Below are 20,545 nucleotides of genomic sequence, written 5' to 3'. Positions count from 1 at the left end.
CCAACTGTATAGCCGCGCCACCCCGAAAGTGCGGTGGCGGGTATGCCGGGCTGCGACGCAGCCCGGGAAAGGCCTCGCGCGACTCAGCCCAATGGCTGGTCATCCTTGCGTTCGCGCCGGGTAAAGCGGTCATCGTCCAGGGCTGGATAGCCCACGGTGCGGCGTGTCAGGACCAGATGGCGAACCAGCGCAATAAACATCCCCAACAGCAACCCGGCCACCAGGCTCAAGGCAACCACCAGGACTTTCTTCGGCTTGATCGGGCTCAGCGGTTCCTGGGCGCGCCGGTCAATCGTCACCAGCTTCAAGGCACTCATATCGATATTCAGGCCGCGCAGGCGGGCCACTTCAGCACGCAAGGGCTCGACATCCTGCAGGAAAATATCTTCATTGCCCCGCCGCTTCATAACCTCGACCTGGCGATTGACCTCCAGCAACTGCAGTTCCTTGCCGATTTCCGCGACACGGCTGTTGGTGAAGTCGTCGCTGGTCCGCTGCTGCAAGGCCGTGCGCTCGGCTTCCAGGGCCTCAGTACCAAGGAAGTACAGGGGAATCTGCTGGTTGTTGACCTCGGTGCGCATCACCTGGCTGGAGCCGTTGCGCCCGGCATCGGCCATGGACGACGGGGTGGTCGGGTTCTTGATGCCCATGGACTTGGCAATCGAAATGGCTTCATTGAGCTCGGCCAAGCGGTTGGAGCGCTGCATTTTCATCTGCAGGCGCAAGGCGCTGAGTTCATCTTCAAGCTGGGCGCGCTTGAGCTTGTCGCCTTCGAGCAGCTTGGCGATTTTCGATTCCTTGTCGGTTTCGTAATTGGCGCGTGCTGCGTCAATCTTGCCTTTGAGCTCAGTGAGGCGATTGTTGACGATCACCTTCAGGTCGGCGCCCACTTGCTCGCGCTCGGCGGCAATGGCGTAGTCGACAAACCCGTTGAGAATCGCCACCCCGTCCATATCCGTGGGGTATTGCAGTTCGAGGCGAATATAGCTGCTCAAGGAGTCCGCTTTCTTCGGGTCAGGCAGGATCAGCTTGATCGAGTTGCGGTTGAACGCCTCGAAACTCTGTTCCAGGCTGCGCCCCGGCTCCTGGAACGCCTGGAACAACGCCGGGTTGGCCTTGAAGAAGCTCAGTCGCGCATCGTACGAATCCAGTTGCGCGCCCACTTTGGCCAGCGCGTCCGCCGGCGGCAACTTGTAGACTTCGGAACGATTGAGGGCATCCAACTCATTGATAGCCGCAGGGCGCAGCACACTGCTGACCTGGTACTCACGGGGGGCCAACAACGCGTAGCCAACGCCCACCAGGCCTGCAAAAAGGGTACAACCGATTACCAGTTTCTTTTGCCGCCAGATCGAGTGGAACAGGTCAAATAAATCAATTTCATCAGACACCACGGGGGCTTGAACCTGAGGAGTTCTATTCAAAATGGGGACACCCTTCAAAAAGTGGACACTGGCTGCCCACTACACAATAGATCTGAATAACCAATTGAGAATGCAGGGACAACGCCCTGGATATGGCTAATACGACATAAGGCAACGGTCATCCGACCATTCAGTCACTGAAAAAGTCCCTACCGCATCGAGATTGTTTTCCTTCAGAAAGATTAATGTCATATAGGACGCCGCTCAGCGTAGATGACATATCAAGAAACATCCTTCTCACGATAGGCCAAAATCGTTTTAAATATCTGCTGGCAAAGGAAAAAACCCGACAGGCGCACAACTTTGGGAGATTTCCTACAAAACCTAATAACCAAACTCGACAGGAAACATTTCTTGCTGTCGGCGAGCCCGCCATTGAGGCCTTATCAAAACAGGAGTTTTTGCATGCCATTGCCCTCTTCCCACGCCACCCCGTGCCCAACCGAACGGGATCGACAGGCCCTGCAAGGCACTTGGGAGCAGATCGCCCTGGAAGACAGCGGCATCGCCAACCCACCGGATGAACACAGTGCGCCCGGTGCGCTAACCACAATTGAGGGGGATCGATTCCAGGTCATGACCCTCGATGGCAAGGTCTTGCTGGAGGGGTGTTTTACCCTGGACGCCCGCACCACGCCCAAGAGCATTACCTGGATCGATGCCATCGGGGCCGACGCCGGCAAATGTCTGCCTGCGAGCTACACCCTGGAAGATGAGCGCTTCGTGTTTATCGCGGCAGATGAAGGCATGCCCCGGCCGACGCATTTCAGTACGACGCCAGGGCAGACAATGCGCACCTTCGTGCGCCGGGCTTGAGGGGGTTGGGTGGCATCCGTTTTAGCGACAGGATTTTCACAAACGCTTCACGTTTGGCGCGATAGGTTGAACCCAACTCCTCAAGTAAATCCCTTGGCCCGCCGCCCCAGCGGGCCTTTTTTTGCCTGGCTTTTTCAGGCCGGGCACTTGACGGCGGTCAGGGTGTAGCACATCGGCAATTGCGCCGCCTGGTCCTCGTACTGGTCGTAGACTTCTTCACGATTGGAGTGTGGGTACTCCTGCAGATGCCGCAGTTGCAACCCCGCCGCGATGGCCGCGCTGACAATCTCCCCCAGGGTATGCACGAACCAGTAAGAGGCAGCGGCGGCCCCCTTGCTCGCCCCCTCATAGACAATTGCCTCGTGCTGCACAAAAGGCTCGCGGCGAAAGTATGAAGTGGCCGGCAACATCGGGTTGGCAGCTTCGGGATCGAACACTTCCAGGAACGGATGGGTCTCGTAGATCACCAGCGTCCCCCCTGCTTTCAGGGTGCTGGCGACATGCCGCATAAACAGTGCGATATCCGGCATCCAATTCAGCACGCCGATGGTGATCAGGGCAATGTCAAACCGCCCGTGCAGGCGCTCGGGTAAATGATGAATATCGGTTTCGATAAACTCAGGTGAATGTGGCGACCGGCTGGCCAGTTCCGCAGCCTGGGCAAGAAACGCATCGGACTGGTCGATCCCGACCACGCTGCTGGCGCCCAGCCCATACAGCGACAGGCTTTCACGGCCGTTATTGCACCCCAGTTGTACCGCGTCCCGGCCCCTGATCCCCACCTGCAACAACAGGGCGGTCAGGGTCGGATCCAGGCAACTGAACCCCGGCTCGCCAACGGCCTCAAGCAGGCCTTGCCAGTGCTCGGTCGCTTTATGGTGTGCGGCGGATTCGTTCCAGGCGGCCTTGTTACTGGCGATGGCCTGTTGAGCAGACAGCGTGTCCATTGCGTCTCCAAACGGTTGAGCGTGCGCAACACAATGGCAATGAGCGCCGTCAAAAAATAAAAAGGTGGTTCGCCCCGCACCGACAGCCTCGCCATCCCTGAACCGGTAAAGAGCCATCACTGCAGGGCGAACGGTGGAAACTTAATCCACGGCCATTGGATGTTCAACTGTTATCAACACGGGATCGGACAATCGAGACAATTTCGATACAACTTGATGAATTTTGTAGAATTTACAGCCCAAATAACCAAGCCAGGCACTGCTCGCCGTCCGACAGGCCTGCCTGTCATATAACTCGCGCCTCACCTATGCGACAATGCGCGCCAAATTCCAACATGCACCCCATATTTTCCTGTTAACTTTGGCCCGCCAAAATACTGGATATATACAGGTTTAACGGTGTTCGCAGGGAAGCGCTATACTCAATATCCAACGGTTAATCACACAGGCCGCAACGCCACGTCACGAGGATCGCAGATGACAGTCGGAGTAACAGTGGGGTCAATCACAGAAGAACTTGGCGCGCCATCGTTCGTGCACTCTTTTTTCTCAACCATCAGCGCTCATTGCGAACCCACTGGTTGGGGGCGCAGCCTTCCACACCTGATGAATGAACTCTACCAGGGCCGCCTCGCTCATGTGAGCGCCCTGTTTGCACTTACGGAACTACGGATGGCGAAAGCCACGTTGAGCAACTTACCTCCCTCATCTGTTGTCTGGGACATCGAGAACCGCTTGGCCAAACCACCTTGGGGCGACAACATCGCACCGCACATCACGAACCTTGGTAACTACTTCGTATCGAGTACCGGGCGCGACGTTTTCCACATACTTGAAGAGGTGTTAGCCACCTCTATCGAAGAGCGACGGGATGTCCTTCTTCAGTGACAGGCTGTAGCCGGCCGCTATAGGACACAGAGGTTGTAGATTTCGACTTGGACTTTCAAACCCCTTGAAATTTTCAATTATAAAAATCTGAAAATCCCCCTCAGCGCCGCCTTAATGCTTCCTCAATAAGTGATGAGGGATCAATGGCATAGCCCTTTTGCCCAAGCAATTTATAAAAATCTTTATTGCTATTTTCAAATACTGCCAAATTCGAGGTCTTGACACCAGAACCATCTAACTCCTGCAAAATAAAATAAATAACATCTCCTTTTGCCCACACGGCTTGTTTGAAGCTGATGCCATTCTCATTATCAGTGCTGAGTTTTGTAACAAGCGGCAGACCCATTTTTTCCTGGATCTCCCCGACTAGACCGCTACTCTGTGAACGTGAATAAATTCTCAGTTCGTACATTGACAATATTTCTTCCACTTCAGAATAATGGAAAACTATTTTATTCTTCTTTTCTTCAAATTCGCCAGAAAGACTCACACCATTGTAATTTAATAAATTCGGCGAAGAGCTTTCCGATCTCTCATACCCAAACAATGTTTTTTCTTCCGATGAAACTGCATCAACACCAGCTACCTTATAAATAGATTGAATATTTTCTTTAAATGTAAGATTTGCCAAGTCCAGGCCATCAGAAACGGGTTTTGAGCTTTGGGTGGTATTCCCCCCAACGTCCTTATCATTATTTTTTGAAAAGCAAACCGGAGCAATGACAAACAGAAGAACAATGAAAGCAATTTTTTTCATGTCTACTTGCCTCATAAAAATTTACTGAATTAGATTTTCAAAAAACGATGATCAATTAAGCACAGGGAGGCCGCCAAGGTCAAAAACTCCGATGTTTAGCAAGCCTCCGGTCGCGATTGATTGCCAACCACGTCACAGTAGTGAACACCGACCCCAGTGGCCATCAGGGCATGGTCAATCACAAGTCGCTGAAGACATCGCGCCGGAGAAGATTGGCCAGGCCGTTTGCAGCATTCCCCACCGATGGACGATCTACCTGAGCACCCTGTGGGTTTTGCCAAATCGCTCCAAATGAACGCCTGTGACGGCGACGAATAACCCTCCCTGCTCGCTGCATCCGGTCACGGAGGGCGGCGCCTGAATATGGTAACTGCAAACGAATCAAATAATTCCCCTAATGCGTAGCAATGCATTTATCAGTGTGTCTGCTCAGGTGCCTCAGTCAGAGATAAATATCCAAGCAGTTCCCCTCTCCTGTGTTGTAGCTAAAAAACCTTAATCATCAGAGCGAATTCGGAAGTTACCTCGCCATCATTAAAAAATAACTCCCACCTAAACTTCACCTCTTTCAAATCCAGAAAACCAATTAACTTACTGAAATAAAAAGTTAATAAAAATTAATAAATATCTTCTATTACCCCAATAGACCCCCACTATTTGAAACACTCTTGACACAATATTTCCTGGATGCAACTTTGTGTCTCGAATGTTTGATAAAGGAACTACTGATGGCCAAATGATTATATAAAAATCTTAATCTGACTTGCCATAAGCACGCTCTAGTTGCTTACGGCTTCGTACAATTAAATATAGGCAGATATACACATGAAAAACATCAAGCTACTCTCTTTGCTGGCACTGGCTATTTCAGGTGTAGCACTCGCGGCGCCGCCCCCTCGTGAGGAACCTTCCGATAAGCCACCGACCACTCAGACCCCGACAATAGATCATGACAAAGCTCTTGAAGATGCAAAGAACAACCCCGGGAAAGTAGTCGATCTAGGAGGTGGAGTTACCACCACAACCGCCCCGCATGATCCGAGAATTAGAACCGACTATACTTTCAACGACTTTCTGAAAATCGTAAATAAAGCATTTACTCAGCCAGTTACCTCCTTCTTTGAGTCTGCTGATGACCTCCATGCTGCGTTAAATAATAAAACTCCAACCTTTGACCCATCGGATCGGGAGGTTTTAAGCAAGGTAGGTCAAGTGATTGCAACGGTGGTCGGAGCCTCGGGCGGCGTGGGAGCCGTTATGGTCACCACTGGCCAGGTTGCAGGCATCGCCAGTGACGAAGTTCAGACAAAAATGAACTCTTTCCCTCTTGGTTTCAGGCTTCAGGGAAAGGAAGTTATTACCATTGAGCCTCTTGGTGGCCCTCGAAAGGTGAGTTCCTCTGGTGAAACTGTAAGTCCAGACGGTAAACCAATCACAAGTATCCTTAAGAGGATAAACGGCCGGATAGGAATTCCACTGAGCCCCGTAAACCCACCAAGACTTCCATCTAATTTGGAGCTTGAACGTCTGCCCTCATACGCTGAATTACCACTAGAAAACCTAGAGCGTGATCCTGAAAACCCTGATGACGGGCCTTTACCTATTGAACTGACAGACAAAAGCAACAGCCTTTCTTCGACTCCAACTGATGAAGTAATGAATAGGGCAGTCAATCCGCAGCGCGGAGAGGAATTTGTTACTTTATTTCGGGGAACCTCAAAATTATCAATAGAAGCGATGGCTGCAAATGGAAGTGCTGGAGGGGAGCCAGTCGATGTACTTGCAGCTCCACCTACTACCAACGAAGTTAAAAGACAAGTTGGAAGAGGGGCCTTTCTTCCAGAATTTTCTACGAGTATAAATACTGCAGATCAATTCTCCAGAGGCCGCTATCTAGTTGTGGTCCGTATAAAGGCTAAGTACCTTAGTAAAGGCAGCGCGGTGGAGCATGGATTCATTGCAAATAAAAATGCGCCTATTGAAATCTTAAAAATATATGATCGGACTTTTGGAAAACCTGAGCGCAATATTCCAAACGCATCATAAATTTTAATCAATCGTAAATGACGGGGCGACCATGCCCCGTCATCTTTCTGTCTGGGTGAGGCTCTACCAAGCCTGAAACATGAGTAGTCCGGTTTACTCATGCGGGCTCCCAAACGCCAGCCTGTCAACTCTTATTCTCCGGTCTACGGCTTCGGCTCCGCACCATAGGCAAGCCTACGTCATAGAGCAAGATCAGCAATCGGCGACAAGTAGACCAGGTACGAGAGTGGGAACGCCTGGTAAGCATCGCCAGCAAGCGCGGAGCGACCGCGTTCTTCGCCACCGTAAGGGTGCTGGAAACACCTTTCGTTTTTCCGCCCTCGAAGCACTCGGAGTACGTGAAACAGACATCCGACCTGCACAAACAATGGACTCCGGCGTTAAAAGCTTTGAACATCCGTCGTCGCCCGCCATACAACTGTCGCCACACCTATGCGACAATATGCATTATGTCTGGCATGAACCCCGCCTTCATCTCCCAGCAGCTCGGCCATAGCGTGCAGATGCTGCTCTCGACTTATGCGCGTTGGATCAACTCAAGCTCGGACTGGAGCGAATTGGAAAAGCTCCAGATTGGTCCCAAATTGGTCCCAGCTCAAATAAGCGCACCCCAAGCTATTGATAGGTAAAGTAATTGATCTCCACAGCTAACATCACCATGCAGTTCGGCGCCAAGCCGCTGTTTGAGAACGTCTCGGTCAAGTTCGGCGCCGGTAACCGTTATGGTTTGATCGGTGCCAACGGTTGCGGCAAGTCGACCTTCATGAAAATCCTCGGGGGCGACCTCGATCCGTCCGGCGGCCAGGTCATGCTGGAGCCGAACGTGCGCCTGGGTAAACTGCGCCAGGATCAGTTCGCCTACGAAGAATTCAACGTGATCGACACCGTGATCATGGGTCACGAAGAGCTGTGGAAGGTCAAGGCCGAGCGCGATCGCATCTACTCGCTGGCGGAAATGAGCGAAGAAGATGGCATGGCCGTGGCCGAGCTGGAAACCGAGTTCGCCGAAATGGACGGCTACACCGCCGAATCCCGTGCCGGTGAACTGCTGCTGGGCCTGGGTATCGGCATCGAGCAGCACTTCGGCCCGATGAGTGAAGTGTCGCCAGGCTGGAAGCTGCGTGTATTGCTGGCCCAGGCGCTGTTCTCGGACCCGGAAGTGTTGCTGCTCGACGAACCGACGAACCACCTGGACATCAACACCATCCGCTGGCTGGAAAACGTCCTGACCCAGCGTAACAGCCTGATGATCATCATCTCTCACGACCGTCACTTCCTGAACAGCGTGTGCACCCACATGGCTGACCTGGACTACGGCGAGCTGCGCCTGTTCCCGGGCAACTACGACGAGTACATGACCGTGGCGACCCAGTCCCGCGAGCAGTTGCTGTCGGACAACGCCAAGAAGAAAGCGCAGATCTCCGAACTGCAATCGTTCGTCAGCCGCTTCTCGGCCAACGCCTCGAAAGCCAAGCAGGCCACGTCCCGCGCCAAGGCGATCGACAAGATCCAATTGGCCGAGGTCAAGCCTTCGAGCCGTGTGAGCCCGTTCATCCGCTTCGAGCAAACCAAGAAGCTGCACCGCCAGGCGGTCATCGTCGAACGCATGGCCAAAGGCTTTGACGGCAAGCCACTGTTCAAGGACTTCAGCTTCCAGGTTGAAGCCGGCGAGCGCGTGGCGATCATCGGCCCGAACGGTATCGGCAAGACCACCCTGCTGCGCACCCTGGTCAACGAACTGACCCCGGACGCCGGTAGCGTGAAGTGGACCGATGCGGCTGAGCTGGGTTACTACGCCCAGGACCACGCCCATGACTTTGAAGACGACATGAGCCTGTTCGACTGGATGGGCCAATGGACTCAAGGCGAACAAGTGATCCGTGGCACCCTTGGCCGCATGCTGTTCTCCAACGACGAGATCCTCAAGTCGGTCAAGGTCATCTCCGGTGGCGAGCAAGGTCGCATGCTGTTCGGCAAGCTGATCCTGCAAAAGCCCAACGTGCTGATCATGGACGAACCGACCAACCACTTGGACATGGAATCCATCGAGGCGCTGAACCTGGCGCTGGAGAACTACCCGGGCACGCTGATTTTCGTCAGCCACGACCGTGAGTTCGTATCGTCCCTGGCCACCCGTATCATCGAGCTGAGCCCAAGCGGCGTGATCGACTTCAGCGGCACCTACGACGACTACCTGCGTAGCCAGGGTGTGGTGTTTTAAGGGCAGCCAATAGCGGTTAGCCACAAGCAGCAAGTAAAAGCCCCGCCAGCAGTGACGGGGCTTTTTGCATTGACGGAAATGACGCTGTCGTTGGATCGTTAGCCTGCTTCCTTTTTCCCCATGCCCTTGCCATGATGCGTTCACCGCCCTGCCGCGAATAAGCCTCCATGCCTGCCGCCCCCAGCTCCCTGTCGATCACCTTGCAGATCGTCTCCATCGTCTTCTATACCTTTATCGCGTTTATCTGCATCGGCCTGCCGATTGCGGTGATTCCCGGCTACGTCCATGAACAACTGGGCTTCAGCGCCGTGGTGGCAGGCATCACCATCGGTTCGCAGTACCTGGCCACCCTTCTCAGCCGCCCCATGGCTGGGCGTATCTCGGACAACCTCGGCACCAAACGGGCGATCGTGCTCGGTTTGAGCGGCATCCTGCTCGGCGGCGTGTTGACCTTTTTCGCCACGCTGCTGCACAGCCTGCCCAGCCTGAGCCTGGGGGTCCTGCTGGTCGGCCGCGTGCTACTGGGCGTGGCCCAGGGCCTGATCGGCGTGGGCACCATCAGTTGGTGCATGGGCCAGGTCGGCGCCGAACACACCGCGCGCTCGATCTCCTGGAACGGTATCGCGTCCTATGGTGCTATCGCCATTGGCGCACCGCTGGGCGTGGTGATGGTTGCGCAATACGGCTACAACAGCCTGGGCCTGGCCCTGGCGCTGCTGGCCGGGCTGGGCCTGGTGCTGATCCGCAAAAAAACCTCGGTGCCGGTGGTGCGCGGCGAGCGCCTGCCGTTCTGGGCGGTGTTCGGGCGGATTGCACCGTTTGGCGCCAGCCTGTGCCTGGCCTCCATCGGCTACGGCACCCTGACCACCTTTATTACCCTGTTCTACCTCAGTCGCGGCTGGACCGACGCCGCCTGGTGCCTGACGGTGTTTGGCCTCTGTTTTATCCTCTCGCGCCTGCTGTTTATCTCCAGCATCAACCGTTTTGGCGGCTTTCGCGCAGCAATTGCCTGCATGAGCCTGGAAACCCTCGGCCTGGCCCTGCTATGGCTCGCGCCCTCTCCCGCCATCGCCCTGATCGGCGCCGGCCTCACCGGGTTTGGCCTGTCGTTGGTGTACCCGGCACTGGGCGTCGAAGCCATCAAACAGGTGCCCAACAGCAGCCGCGGCGCGGGGCTGAGTGCCTATGCGGTGTTTTTCGACCTGGCGCTGGCGATTGCCGGGCCATTGATGGGCGCGGTGGCCTTGAACCTGGGTTACTCGTGGATCTTCTTCGGCGCGGCGCTGCTCTGCGTCACGGGCCTGGGCCTGACCTTGCTGCTGATGCGCCGGGCCTACTGATCCGCGGTCTGCATGCCGGCCCGCGCGTGCTGGCCGAGGGTGCGGCTGAAAAAACGCCCGGCCTCGGAGACCAGGTCGCGGTGGATGCCCTCGCGGTCCACCCCATCGGCATCGGTACACAGCGCTGGCATCAGCGCCAGTTGCTCGTCATCGCAGGGCGCCATGAAGATAAAGTGCCCGGCCCCGGCCAACAGTTTGAAATCCGGCGGCTGCGGCAGCTTGCGCGCCAGGGCGGCGGCGTTTTTGTCCACGGCCACCAGCTTGTCACCATCGCCGCTGTACAGCAGCACCGGTACATGCACGTCGCCCAGAGTATGACGACCAAACATCAGGCTCAGCGGGGCCATCAGCATCAACGCGTGGATCCGGGGATCGGCCTGGGGTTGCAGGTCATCGCGGTCGACCACCAGCTCACCCTTGGTCGTACAGGCGTCGCGGTCTTCGGGACGTTCCTGGCAATAGCGGCGCAGGCGCTCGAAATCCGGCCTGGCCCCGGCCAGGATCAGTGCCGTCTCGCCGCCCGCCGAATAGCCGATCACGCCCACCTGATCCACATTGACGAACGGCGACAGCATCGGGTCGCCCAGGGTGGCGCTAATCGCTGCAGAAATCTGGAGCGGGCGCCCATACAGGTTACTCAAGGTGCCCAGGCGGCTGTGGTCCTTGTAGTTGTCGCCAGGATGCAGCACCGCCACCACCACAAACCCTTTGCGCGCCAGCGACGTTGCCAGGTCGTGCAAGGCCAGGGGCGTGCCGGTATTGCCGTGGGACAGCATCAGCAGCGCAAAGCGGCCGATGGCGACCTTGGCGTCCTCGGTGGCGGCGACGCGATACGCGCCCACCTGGTTGATATGTTCCGCGCCCGTGGACGGATAAAACGCGATGGCTTTCATCGGCTGCCCATCCAGTGGGTCGAGAAAGCTCATGCGGTGATAACCCACGCTCCAGTGGGGGTGCGGGGCCACGGCAGCGTGCACGGGAATGAGGCCGCTGAGCAGGCAAAGCAGCAAGACTGCACAAAAACGCATCATGGGGCTGTCCACCTGGGCTGTGTGACGCCTGCGAGTCGGTTCAGGCTCAGGCGGCATGGCCCTGCAAAGCATAACCTGCGCCAGATTCGCCCGCCCAAAACAAAAAACCCTGTATCCCGCTGGTTTTCAGGCCAGCAGAATACAGAGTCTAGGCGTCTCGGATCAGATTGACAGCAAGTCGCGGCGATCTTTACACAGGGCTTACGCTGCGACGAACAACTGCTCGCTGATCACGGTATTGGCGTCGTTCAGCGCCTTGCTGCGCACTTCGTCACCGTAGGCCAGGCCATGGGCGCGGACGAACTCGACATCAGTGATGCCCAGGAAGCCCAGCAACAACTTCAGGTAGTCCTCGTGTGCGCCGCTGGAAGGCTGGCCTACGTGCAGGCCGCCAGCCGTGGAGACCACGATGACTTTCTTGTTACCGCACAGGCCTTCCGAGCCGGCTTCGGTGTAGCGGAAGGTCTGGCCGGCGACGGCAATGCGGTCGATCCAGGCCTTGAGCTGGGTGGGGATGGTGAAGTTATACATCGGCGCGGCGATGACCACCGCGTCGGCGGCCAGGAACTCGGCCAAGGTCGAGGCGCTCAGGTCGGCTTCGTGCTTCTGCACTGCATCACGCAGCTCGGCGGCGGTGCCCAGGGCGCCCAGGGTAATCCCGGAAAAATGGTTGATGCCTTCGCTGGCCAGGTCGCGGTAGGTGACTGCCACACCCGGCTCGGCCGCTTGCCAGGCCTTGACCACTTCGCGGCTCAACTGGCGGGAGGCCGAGTTGTCGCCCAGGATGCTGGAATCGATATGCAAGAGTTTCATGTGGGATCTCCAAGTGAGGATCGCCACCGGGCGATCTGATGGAGAGAATCCTACAGGTCATTCCAATAGCCGATTAGCCAATTAAAATGCGATAGTTCGTCCCACTGACAGGACAATAGGCCAACCATGCAAGACCTCAATGACCTCTACTATTTCGCCAAGGTGGTGGAAGCCGGTGGCTTCGCGGCCGCTGGCCGGCTGCTGGGGATCCCCAAATCCCGGCTGTCGCGGCGCATTGCCGAACTGGAGGAGCGCCTCGGCGCTCGCCTGCTGCAGCGCACCACCCGGCAACTGACCCTGACCGCCGTCGGCGAACGTTACCTGGGGCATTGCCAGGCGATGCTGCTGGAAGCGGAAATGGCCGACGAAGCCGTAGTCAACATGTCCAGCGAGCCACGGGGCCGCCTGCGGGTCAGTTGCCCGGTGGGCCTGGCCCATGAAATCCTGCCGACCGTGGTGGCGCAATTCCTCGCGGCCCACCCGTTGGTGCAACTGGAGATGATGCTGATCAATCGCCGCGTAGACCTGGTGGCCGAGGGCGTAGACGTGGCCTTGCGCGTGCGCGAACTGGGGGATGAAGACCCGCTGCTGGTAACCCGCCGCCTGCGCCAGGCCCAGACGGCCATGGTCGCCAGCCCCGAGTTTATGCGCGGTCGCCGGATCGAAACCCCGGCCGACCTCAAGCAACTGCCCATACTCGGCGCACTGGAGGCCGACCGTCTGGTCCACCTGCGCATGCTCGACCCGGTCGGCAATGTCACTGACCTGGCAATGGAGGCACGCCTGGGTATCGACGACTTCCTCGTACGCAAGGCCAGCGCCCTCGCCGGCCTGGGCTTTACCGTGCTGCCGATGATGTATTGCGAGCAGGAGCTGGAAACCGGCCAACTGGTGCAACTGCTGCCTGAATGGTCATTGCCCGGTGGCTGGCTGCAAGCGGTCTACCCACACCGACGCGGCGTATCCCCAGCCGTGCGTGCCTGGATCGACTTTTTGGCCCATGCCTTCAAGAGTTGCGGAGATCGACGGCTATGAATACCCGGATCATGAGCGAAGACGACGTCGCCCGGTTCTGCCTGGGTTTGCCCGGTGCCCGGGAGGATTACAAGTGGGGCGGCGTGCGGGTGTTCTCCATTGCCGGCAACAAGATGTTCGCCTTGCAGAACCTGCGGGGCGATTCCCTGGCGTTCAAGGTCGACAAGGAACTGTTCCTCGGCCACGTGGACCGCCCCGGCATCCACCCGGCGCCGTACCTGGCGCGGGCGCAGTGGATCATCATGCAGGTGCCCTACCCGCTGGGCGGCGAAGAACTGCGCGGCTTGCTGCAGCGTTCCCACCAGTTGGTGGTGAGCAAGCTGCCCAAGCGCACGCAGATCGGGTTGAGGCTGGACGAGTAAGCCAGTCCAGGTCGTCTTGCACACAACTTGATCATCGAGACATGCACATACCCCTGTGGGAGCGGGCTTGCTCGCTCCCACAAGGGCGCAGCTTCGCTCTCAAGCCCCACATGGCTAGAAGACTGACAGCAGCGTCCCACCAAGGAACAACTGATCGATCCAGAACACCTGGTGCAGCAACACGATCAGCCAGAACACCACCTGGTACGACACCTTGCGCGTCTTGTGGCGAAACACCTGCTGGGCGAGCAAGGCGCCCGGCCAGCCACCGGCCAGTTCCAGGGCATGCAGGATCTTCTCCGGGGTGCGCCAGCTGTCGCTCTGGGCCTTGCGTTTGTCGCTCCAGTACAGGCAAAACGTCACCACGCTGACCAGGCCATAGGCCGCCAACGGCACCAACGACACCCCGCGATACGCCAGCAGGGCCGCGCCGAACAACGGCACGGCACACAACAGTGCAAACACCACAGCCTTCAAGCGCAGATGTTGGATTGTCATCACGCCTTGGCCGCCGCCCAGTCAATCCAGCCGAACTGCCAGGTGGCCAGGATCAGCAAACCGAACGCAATGCGGTACCAGGCAAACACCGCATAGCTGTGGCTGGCGATGAACTTGAGCAAGCCACGCACCGCAATCATCGCGAAGATGAACGAGACCACAAAACCGACGGCAAACACCGGCAGATCCGCCGGCTGGAACAGGTCACGGTACTTGTAGCCCGAGTACACCGCCGCGCCGACCATGGTTGGCATTGCCAGGAAGAACGAGAACTCGGTGGCTGTCTTGCGCGACAGGCCGAACAACAGGCCGCCGATAATGGTCGAGCCGGAACGCGAAGTGCCCGGGATCATCGCCAGGCACTGGGCAAAACCCACTTTCAAGGCGTCTTTCCAGGTGATGTCATCCACCGTTTCGGCATGGACTTCATGCTCGCGGCGCTCGGCCCACAACATGATCACGCCACCGATCACCAGTGCGGTGGCCACGGTGATCGGGTTGAACAGGTATTCGTGGATCAGGTCGGCAAAAATCACCCCCAGCACCACCGCCGGCAGGAAAGCGATCAGCAGGTTGACCGTGAAGCGCTGGGCATTGCGCTGGGTCGGCAGGCCGGTCACTACGTCGAGGATCTTGCGCCGGAACTCCCAGACCACCGCCAGGATGGCGCCCAGTTGAATGATGATGTTGAACGCCATGGCGCGTTCGCCACCGAAGTCGAGCAAGTCGGCGACGATGATCTGGTGCCCGGTACTGGAGATCGGCAAGAACTCCGTCAGCCCTTCGACAATGCCAAGTATCAATGCCTGAAAGGCAGTCCAAAGATCCATTATTCCCCCAAAAGGTCATGCGACGGCATGCCTCGTTGATATTTTCTAGGTGTTCACTAACGATGAGCACGCTGCAAGGCTGCGCGCAGGATCAAGGCCGAACTGCAAAAATTCTGTGAAAAATCAGGCAGGACTCAGGTTTTTTGATTCCGGGCCGAAAGCCTATCAGACAAGCCCGAATTTCGCTGCGCGTTATCGCTGGCCGATCAATGCAACACCGAAAATTATAAGAACGCGGAGTGACAAGACTATGAATAGTTTGCGCAATATGTCGATCAGCCGACGCCTGTGGATGATCCTGATAGTCGCCGTGTTGATGTTGCTGACCCTGGGGTTGCTGATGCTCAAGCAGATCCACGACGATCTCTACCAGGCCAAGAGCCAGCAGACCCAGCATGTGGTGCAGACCGCCAGCGGGATTCTGAACTTTTATCACACCCTCGAGACCACCGGCGTGCTGACCCGCGAAGCGGCGCAGAAGCAAGCCCTGAGTGTGGTGCGCGGCCTGCGCTATGACCAGGACGACTACTTCTGGATCAATGACCTGACGCCGGTAATGATCATGCACCCGGCCAACCCCAAGCTCGACGGGCAGAACCTTTCGACCATCCGCGACCCGGACGGCTTTGCGATCTTCAACGAGTTTGTCAGCCTGGCCAAGGCCAAGGGCAGCGGTGTCGTCAACTACCGCTGGCCGAAGCCCGGGGCGGATGCGCCGGTGGCCAAGACCTCCTATATCCAGTTGTTCGAGCCCTGGGGCTGGATCATTGGCTCCGGCATCTACGTGGACGACGTACAGGCCCAGTTCCGTGGCCAGGTGTGGGAAGCCTCGCTGGTCGGCCTGGGCATTGCGCTGATCATGGCCCTGCTGGTGGTGCTGATTGCCCGCAGCATCGTGCGCCCGCTACAGGAAGCGGTGCACGCCATGGCCAATATCGCCAGCGGCGAAAGCGACTTGACCCGCAGCCTCGACACCCACGGCCGGGACGAAGTCACGCAACTGTCCCAGCACTTCAACACCTTCACCGCCAAGCTGCGCCAGGTGGTCAGCCAGTTGCAGGTGTGCGCCAATGCCCTGGGCCAGTCGTCCGCCGAACTGGGCAGCAACGCCAGCCAGGCCCATGACCGCAGCCAGCAGCAGTCCCAGCAAATGGAGCTAGTGGCCACCGCCATCAATGAAGTGACCTACGGCGTGCAGGACGTGGCGAAGAATGCCGAACACGCCGCCAGCGAAATGCGCGATGCCCAGACCCAGGCCGAACAGGGCCAGGTCAATATCGACGGCAGCCTGCAACAGATCGATGCACTGTCCGGCACCATCAGCCAGGCCGTGGAAGTGATCCGTACCCTGTCCACCGAAAGCACGCAGATTGGCGGGGTGCTGGAGGTGATCCGCAGCATTGCCGACCAGACCAACCTGCTGGCCCTCAACGCGGCCATCGAAGCGGCCCGCGCTGGCGAGCAGGGCCGCGGTTTTGCCGTGGTTGCCGACGAAGTACGCCTGCTGGCCCAGCGCACGCAAAAATCCACCGCCGAAATCCAGAGCATGATCGAACGCCTGCAAGGGCATTCCGAAGCGGCGGTCAAGGTCATCAGCGACAGCCACCAGGCCTCGCAACTGACCATTGAACAAGCCGGCCAGGCGGGTGCCAGCCTGACAGCCATCGGCCAGGCCCTGCGCAACCTCAACGGCCTCAACGCCTCGATTGCCAGCGCCACCCTGCAACAGGCCCACGTGGTGGAAGACATCAACCAGAACGTGACCCAGGCCGCCGGCCTGTCCCACAGCACTGCGCTGGCGGCCCAGCAATCGAGCGTGGCCAGCGTGCACCTGAAGGACTTGAGCGAAGAGCTCAACGGCCTGCTGCGCCAGTTCAAGGTCTAACCCCCCACGGTGTAGGCGCTGGCCTCCAGCGCCTACACGGGTTCTGCATTTTGCCCGGGAGGTTGGGTACAATCGCCCTCCTCTTCGACTCTTCCAAGGAATCCCATGTCCGGGCTTGAACTGTTTGCCGCCGCGCTGGGGGTGATTGCCGTCTGGCTGACGGTCAAGCAGAACCCGTGGTGCTGGCCGATCGGCCTGGTCATGGTGTTGCTGTACACCTGGGTGTTCTTCGAGGTGAAGCTGTATTCGGACATGCTGCTGCAAGTGGTCTACGCCGGCCTGCAAGTCTACGGTTGGTGGCAATGGACCCGTGCCGGCGAGGTGCGCCAAGGGCGACAGGTCACCCGCCTCGGCACCCAGGCCGTCCTCCTGAGCCTGAGTCTCGGCGCCGTGGGCAGCCTGCTGCTGGGCGCGGCCATGGCGCACTGGACCGATGCCGCCCAACCGTGGCTGGATGCAGCGCTGACCGGTTTCAGCCTGGTGGCGCAGATGTGGATGGCGCAAAAACGCGTGCAATGCTGGGCGCTGTGGATTGTGGTCGATGTGATTTTTGTCGGCCTGTTTGTCTACAAAGGGCTGTACCTGACGGCCGCGCTCTATGCCCTGTTCACCGTGATCGCCGTGCAGGGCTGGCGGCAATGGCGCGCCGACCCGGCGTTGCGCGCATGAAGGTGCTGGTGATGGCAGGCCCCGAGTCCAGCGGTAAAAGCTGGCTGGCCGAGCAGTTGCAGGCGCATTTCGGCGCGGTGCTGGTGGGCGAGTATGTGCGCTACTTCATCGACCACTACCAGCGCGATACCACCCTGGCCGACATCCCGGACATCGCCCGCGGCCAACTGGCCTGGGAAGATGCCGGCCGTGCGCGGCAACCGCAACTGTTGATCCTCGACACCCACTTGCTGACCAACAAGCTGTGGAGCCTGACCCTGTTTGGCGATGCCCCGGCATGGCTCGATGAGGCGCTGCTGGCCCGCCACTACGACCTGCACCTGCTGCTGTCGCCCGAAGGCATTGGCTGGACCGCCGACGGTCAGCGCTGCCAGCCGGACCTGGCCGATCGCCTGGCCTTCTTCCAGGCCAGCCGCGACTGGCTGGAGCAGCATCACCAGCCCTTCAAGGTGATTGACGGGGATTGGCAGGCGCGGCATGACCAGGCGTTTGCCGCCGTGGCGCAGCTGCTCGCAGAATAACCCCCCCTACTCGTGGATCACCTGCCGTTGATACTGCGGATCAGCCTTGATCTGCTGTTCGGTAAACGGCAACGGGCTGAGCTTTTTCGCGGAAAACGCCAGGGTCTGGTCCTTGAAGTACGGCGATGCCGGATCGCTGGACAGTGAGAACGCCAACACCCCTTCGGCCTTGGGCCCCTGATCGTCGAAGGTGACGATCTGCATGTAACTGCTGCCGCTGACCACCTCACGCTTGCCATCGGCCCTCGGCACGCTTTGCATGGCGTTGTAGATCCCCAGTTCCTGCGGGCCGCCATGCATCGGGGTGCTGCCCGAGACCTGGATATCGCCCCAACGCGCACCCTCCGGCAACCCCAGCTCGCTCACCTGGGCGATTGACGCCAGCATCGCCTCACGCAATGCCCCGGCCACCTCCGGCTGCTCGATAAGCAAGCCGCGCGGGGTGGTTTGCGCATGATCCGGGTCAAACGCAACACGGCACACCTGCGGCACATGCTGCATGCGCGCCATGACCTGGATGAAATGCACCAGGCCCAGGCCGCTGTCGAGGTTGGCTTTCTGGTCCCAGTCCTTGAGGCGGGTACACAGGGTTGTCAACGCTGCATCCGTCTGTTGCGCGCAAAACCTGAGCAAGTCCGGCATCACCTGCCCGGCCAGGTACACCTGGTTATCCAGCACCATGTGCTGCAAATCGCCGACGGTGATCGGCTGCTTGTCCAGGTCCTGCAAACGCTGCAAGGCAAAACGCGCACGGGCGCCCAGGGCGATGCGGTCCTGGCTGACCACCGGCGAAAAGCCGGCCAGCGGCGCCTTGGGGTTGGCCATCCAGGCCGAGTCGTTGGAATGCTGCACATAGTCCTTGCGCTGCAGCTGCGGCAGTTGCTCAGCGGCGAAGATCCCCGGCTGTGCGGCACGCGGGTCGATATCCCAGGCACAGGCGCTGCGGGCACCGTCGAGCATGATCATCTGCAGGCCGGCACGCGGGTCACTGCATTGCGCGAGCTTTTGCGCACTGACGTTCGGCACCACCGACAGGTTCATATACAGGCTCTGCCCCTGGTCATCCGCCGCCAGGGTATTGACCCACGGAATGCCCTGCAGGACCTGCACCGAGGTTTGCAGGTCCTTGAGGCTGCGGGCCTGGTTCATCGCATACCACTGGTGCAGCACGCGGTCGTTGCCCAGGTTGGCGTCGCGCAGGCTGAAGGCGTACTGCCCGTTCCAGTCGAGCTTGCCCGGCCATTGCACCACCGGGCCGAACTGCGAACTGTAGACCGTTTGGGTGTGGGGCTCGGCACCCTTGACCTGCACGGTTACCTGGCTTTTCTGCATGGGGATCGACTTGCCGTCGAGCAAATAGCGAGTTGAATCCTTCGGGTCCAGGGTCAAGCGATACAGGGTGAAGTGCTTGGATGTATCGACCGTATGGGTCCAGGCCACATGCTGGTTGAAACCGATATTGACCACCGGCAGGCCCGGCAAGGCGGCGCCCATCACATCCAACTGACCAGGGATGGTCAAGTGCATCTGGTAAAAGCGCATGCCACCGATCCACGGGAAATGCGGGTTGGCCAATAACATGCCGCGCCCGTTGAACGAACGCTCGCTGCCCACCGCCACCGCGTTGCTGCCACGATCCAGGGCAAAGCGCTGCTGCTTCAAGGTGGCGACCTCAAACGCTCGCGCATTGCCCTGCACCGCCACGCCTGGCTGGGGCGGTGTCGCTCCCGCCAAGGCCTCGGCAAATTGCCCGACACCGCCTTCTACCAGCAAGCGTCGGGTCAGCTTGACCAGGTCATCGGTGCTGATCGGCCGCACCCAGGCGCCCTGGCACTGCATCGGCAGGCCCTTGGCCCCGCGCTCTTGCAGGTAACGGTTGTACCCCGCCACATAGCCTTCGAGGCGCTGCTGCATCGCTGGGGGCTGCGCCTTCCAGAAGGCCGCCACCGCGTCGGGGGTATTGAGCCAGGTAAAGAACACATCGCTGGTCAGGTTGTTGCGCTCCTCCAGGGTCGCCTGCTCGGCGCCGAAATAGCGGGCGCGCTGACCGTTGACCGTCACCACCTCGTTGGCCAACAAACACAGGTTGTCTTGCGCGTAGGCATAGCCGATGCCATAGCCCAGGCCGCGCTCATCGTTGGCGCGGATATGCGGGATACCAAACCCGGTGCGGCGGATCTCGGCGCTCATTGCACCGGCCTGTACTTCGCTCGCCTGGCGGGCCGTCGCCCCCAGGCTCACCCCCAGCAACACACCCGCTACGCAAACCCTGGACAACCCGTTGGAAATAATCACGCAGACCCCATCGTCAAACCAAATTAAACGCCCAAGGCGAGGCCGGCTCGCGAACACCAACCCATGGGTAAAGACGTAGAAAATCGGAGAAATTTAGTCCGCCCGCAGACTATTCCCAGGTGTCAGGCATGTGACAAACCCGATACTGACAAAATTTATACCCTTGG

Annotated in this window: 18 protein-coding genes and 1 pseudogene; 11 read left to right on the top strand and 8 right to left on the bottom strand. The window is 58.7% G+C overall.

Features of this window, described 5'->3' with window-relative positions; translation table 11 throughout:
* Positions 1–83: 83 nt before the first annotated feature.
* Positions 84–1,424: an LPS O-antigen chain length determinant protein WzzB gene (locus AC07W7_RS09155; RefSeq protein ID WP_099168951.1), complete on the bottom strand. Its 1,341-nt coding sequence runs from the start codon at positions 1,422–1,424 to the stop codon at positions 84–86.
* A 405-nt stretch (positions 1,425–1,829) separates the two neighbouring features.
* On the opposite strand from AC07W7_RS09155, the gene AC07W7_RS09150 reads away from it, so the two are divergent.
* The gene (locus AC07W7_RS09150; protein ID WP_169866613.1) at positions 1,830–2,240 is read left to right on the top strand and encodes a TIGR03067 domain-containing protein; all 411 of its coding nucleotides are present in this window, start codon (positions 1,830–1,832) and stop codon (positions 2,238–2,240) included.
* A 134-nt stretch (positions 2,241–2,374) separates the two neighbouring features.
* Here AC07W7_RS09150 and AC07W7_RS09145 read toward each other — a convergent pair whose 3' ends face one another.
* Positions 2,375–3,187, bottom strand: coding sequence for a class I SAM-dependent methyltransferase (locus AC07W7_RS09145; RefSeq protein WP_169901599.1), 813 nt, complete (start codon positions 3,185–3,187; stop codon positions 2,375–2,377).
* A 477-nt stretch (positions 3,188–3,664) separates the two neighbouring features.
* On the opposite strand from AC07W7_RS09145, the gene AC07W7_RS09140 reads away from it, so the two are divergent.
* On the top strand, positions 3,665–4,075 hold the full coding sequence (locus AC07W7_RS09140; RefSeq protein ID WP_099168953.1) for an Imm70 family immunity protein: 411 nt from the start codon (positions 3,665–3,667) through the stop codon (positions 4,073–4,075).
* Positions 4,076–4,175: 100 nt separating this feature from the next.
* Here AC07W7_RS09140 and AC07W7_RS09135 read toward each other — a convergent pair whose 3' ends face one another.
* The gene (locus tag AC07W7_RS09135) at positions 4,176–4,832 is read right to left on the bottom strand and encodes a hypothetical protein (protein ID WP_495039158.1); all 657 of its coding nucleotides are present in this window, start codon (positions 4,830–4,832) and stop codon (positions 4,176–4,178) included.
* Between the two features lie 825 nt (positions 4,833–5,657).
* Here AC07W7_RS09135 and AC07W7_RS09130 point away from each other — a divergent pair.
* The 4 genes and pseudogenes from AC07W7_RS09130 to AC07W7_RS09115 all read left to right on the top strand — a co-directional run bounded on the left by AC07W7_RS09130 (position 5,658) and on the right by AC07W7_RS09115 (position 10,439).
* Positions 5,658–6,878, top strand: coding sequence for a DUF4765 family protein (locus tag AC07W7_RS09130; protein ID WP_495039157.1), 1,221 nt, complete (start codon positions 5,658–5,660; stop codon positions 6,876–6,878).
* Positions 6,879–7,165: 287 nt separating this feature from the next.
* Positions 7,166–7,507 (top strand): annotated as a pseudogene (locus AC07W7_RS09125) (site-specific integrase); the annotation flags it as partial.
* 5 nt (positions 7,508–7,512) lie between these two features.
* Positions 7,513–9,099 (top strand): ABC-F family ATPase, encoded by a 1,587-nt coding sequence (locus AC07W7_RS09120; protein ID WP_076960863.1) that lies wholly within the window; start codon positions 7,513–7,515, stop codon positions 9,097–9,099.
* 167 nt (positions 9,100–9,266) lie between these two features.
* The gene (locus tag AC07W7_RS09115; RefSeq protein ID WP_169866611.1) at positions 9,267–10,439 is read left to right on the top strand and encodes an MFS transporter; all 1,173 of its coding nucleotides are present in this window, start codon (positions 9,267–9,269) and stop codon (positions 10,437–10,439) included.
* On the opposite strand, the gene AC07W7_RS09110 is transcribed toward AC07W7_RS09115, so the two are convergent.
* On the bottom strand, positions 10,433–11,470 hold the full coding sequence (locus tag AC07W7_RS09110; RefSeq protein ID WP_495039156.1) for an alpha/beta hydrolase family protein: 1,038 nt from the start codon (positions 11,468–11,470) through the stop codon (positions 10,433–10,435). The genes AC07W7_RS09115 and AC07W7_RS09110 overlap by 7 nt on opposite strands.
* 201 nt (positions 11,471–11,671) lie before the next feature.
* Positions 11,672–12,283 carry an FMN-dependent NADH-azoreductase gene (locus AC07W7_RS09105; RefSeq protein ID WP_099168959.1) on the bottom strand — a complete coding sequence of 204 codons (612 nt, stop codon included), beginning with the start codon at positions 12,281–12,283 and terminating at the stop codon, positions 11,672–11,674.
* A gap of 126 nt (positions 12,284–12,409) precedes the next feature.
* Here AC07W7_RS09105 and AC07W7_RS09100 point away from each other — a divergent pair, with 126 nt between their 5' ends.
* Both AC07W7_RS09100 and AC07W7_RS09095 read left to right on the top strand, forming a co-directional pair.
* Entirely contained in the window at positions 12,410–13,318 is a 909-nt protein-coding gene (locus AC07W7_RS09100; protein WP_099168960.1) for a LysR substrate-binding domain-containing protein, read from the top strand.
* 11 nt (positions 13,319–13,329) lie between these two features.
* Complete coding sequence (locus AC07W7_RS09095) at positions 13,330–13,680, top strand: MmcQ/YjbR family DNA-binding protein (RefSeq protein WP_076961132.1); 351 nt, start codon at positions 13,330–13,332, stop codon at positions 13,678–13,680.
* A gap of 114 nt (positions 13,681–13,794) precedes the next feature.
* Here AC07W7_RS09095 and AC07W7_RS09090 read toward each other — a convergent pair whose 3' ends face one another.
* Positions 13,795–14,178: a DUF1294 domain-containing protein gene (locus AC07W7_RS09090; RefSeq protein ID WP_076960858.1), complete on the bottom strand. Its 384-nt coding sequence runs from the start codon at positions 14,176–14,178 to the stop codon at positions 13,795–13,797.
* A complete protein-coding gene (locus tag AC07W7_RS09085; RefSeq protein WP_076960857.1) occupies positions 14,178–15,008 on the bottom strand; it encodes an undecaprenyl-diphosphate phosphatase in 831 nt (276 codons plus the stop codon). The genes AC07W7_RS09090 and AC07W7_RS09085 overlap by 1 nt, the downstream gene beginning before the upstream one ends.
* A 250-nt stretch (positions 15,009–15,258) precedes the next feature.
* Between AC07W7_RS09085 and AC07W7_RS09080 the strand changes: the two genes are divergently transcribed.
* The 3 genes from AC07W7_RS09080 to AC07W7_RS09070 all read left to right on the top strand — a co-directional run bounded on the left by AC07W7_RS09080 (position 15,259) and on the right by AC07W7_RS09070 (position 18,083).
* Positions 15,259–16,893, top strand: coding sequence for a methyl-accepting chemotaxis protein (locus tag AC07W7_RS09080; protein WP_495039155.1), 1,635 nt, complete (start codon positions 15,259–15,261; stop codon positions 16,891–16,893).
* A 105-nt stretch (positions 16,894–16,998) separates the two neighbouring features.
* Positions 16,999–17,562 (top strand): nicotinamide riboside transporter PnuC, encoded by a 564-nt coding sequence (gene pnuC, locus AC07W7_RS09075; protein ID WP_495039154.1) that lies wholly within the window; start codon positions 16,999–17,001, stop codon positions 17,560–17,562.
* Positions 17,559–18,083: an AAA family ATPase gene (locus AC07W7_RS09070; protein ID WP_076960854.1), complete on the top strand. Its 525-nt coding sequence runs from the start codon at positions 17,559–17,561 to the stop codon at positions 18,081–18,083. The genes pnuC and AC07W7_RS09070 overlap by 4 nt, the downstream gene beginning before the upstream one ends.
* A 6-nt stretch (positions 18,084–18,089) precedes the next feature.
* On the opposite strand, the gene pvdQ is transcribed toward AC07W7_RS09070, so the two are convergent.
* A complete protein-coding gene (gene pvdQ, locus AC07W7_RS09065; RefSeq protein ID WP_495039153.1) occupies positions 18,090–20,378 on the bottom strand; it encodes a bifunctional acylase PvdQ in 2,289 nt (762 codons plus the stop codon).
* Positions 20,379–20,545 lie beyond the last annotated feature (167 nt).

Source organism: Pseudomonas sp. GW821-FHT01D09, from assembly GCF_059422465.1.
This window is presented reverse-complemented; position numbering and strand designations above follow the sequence as displayed.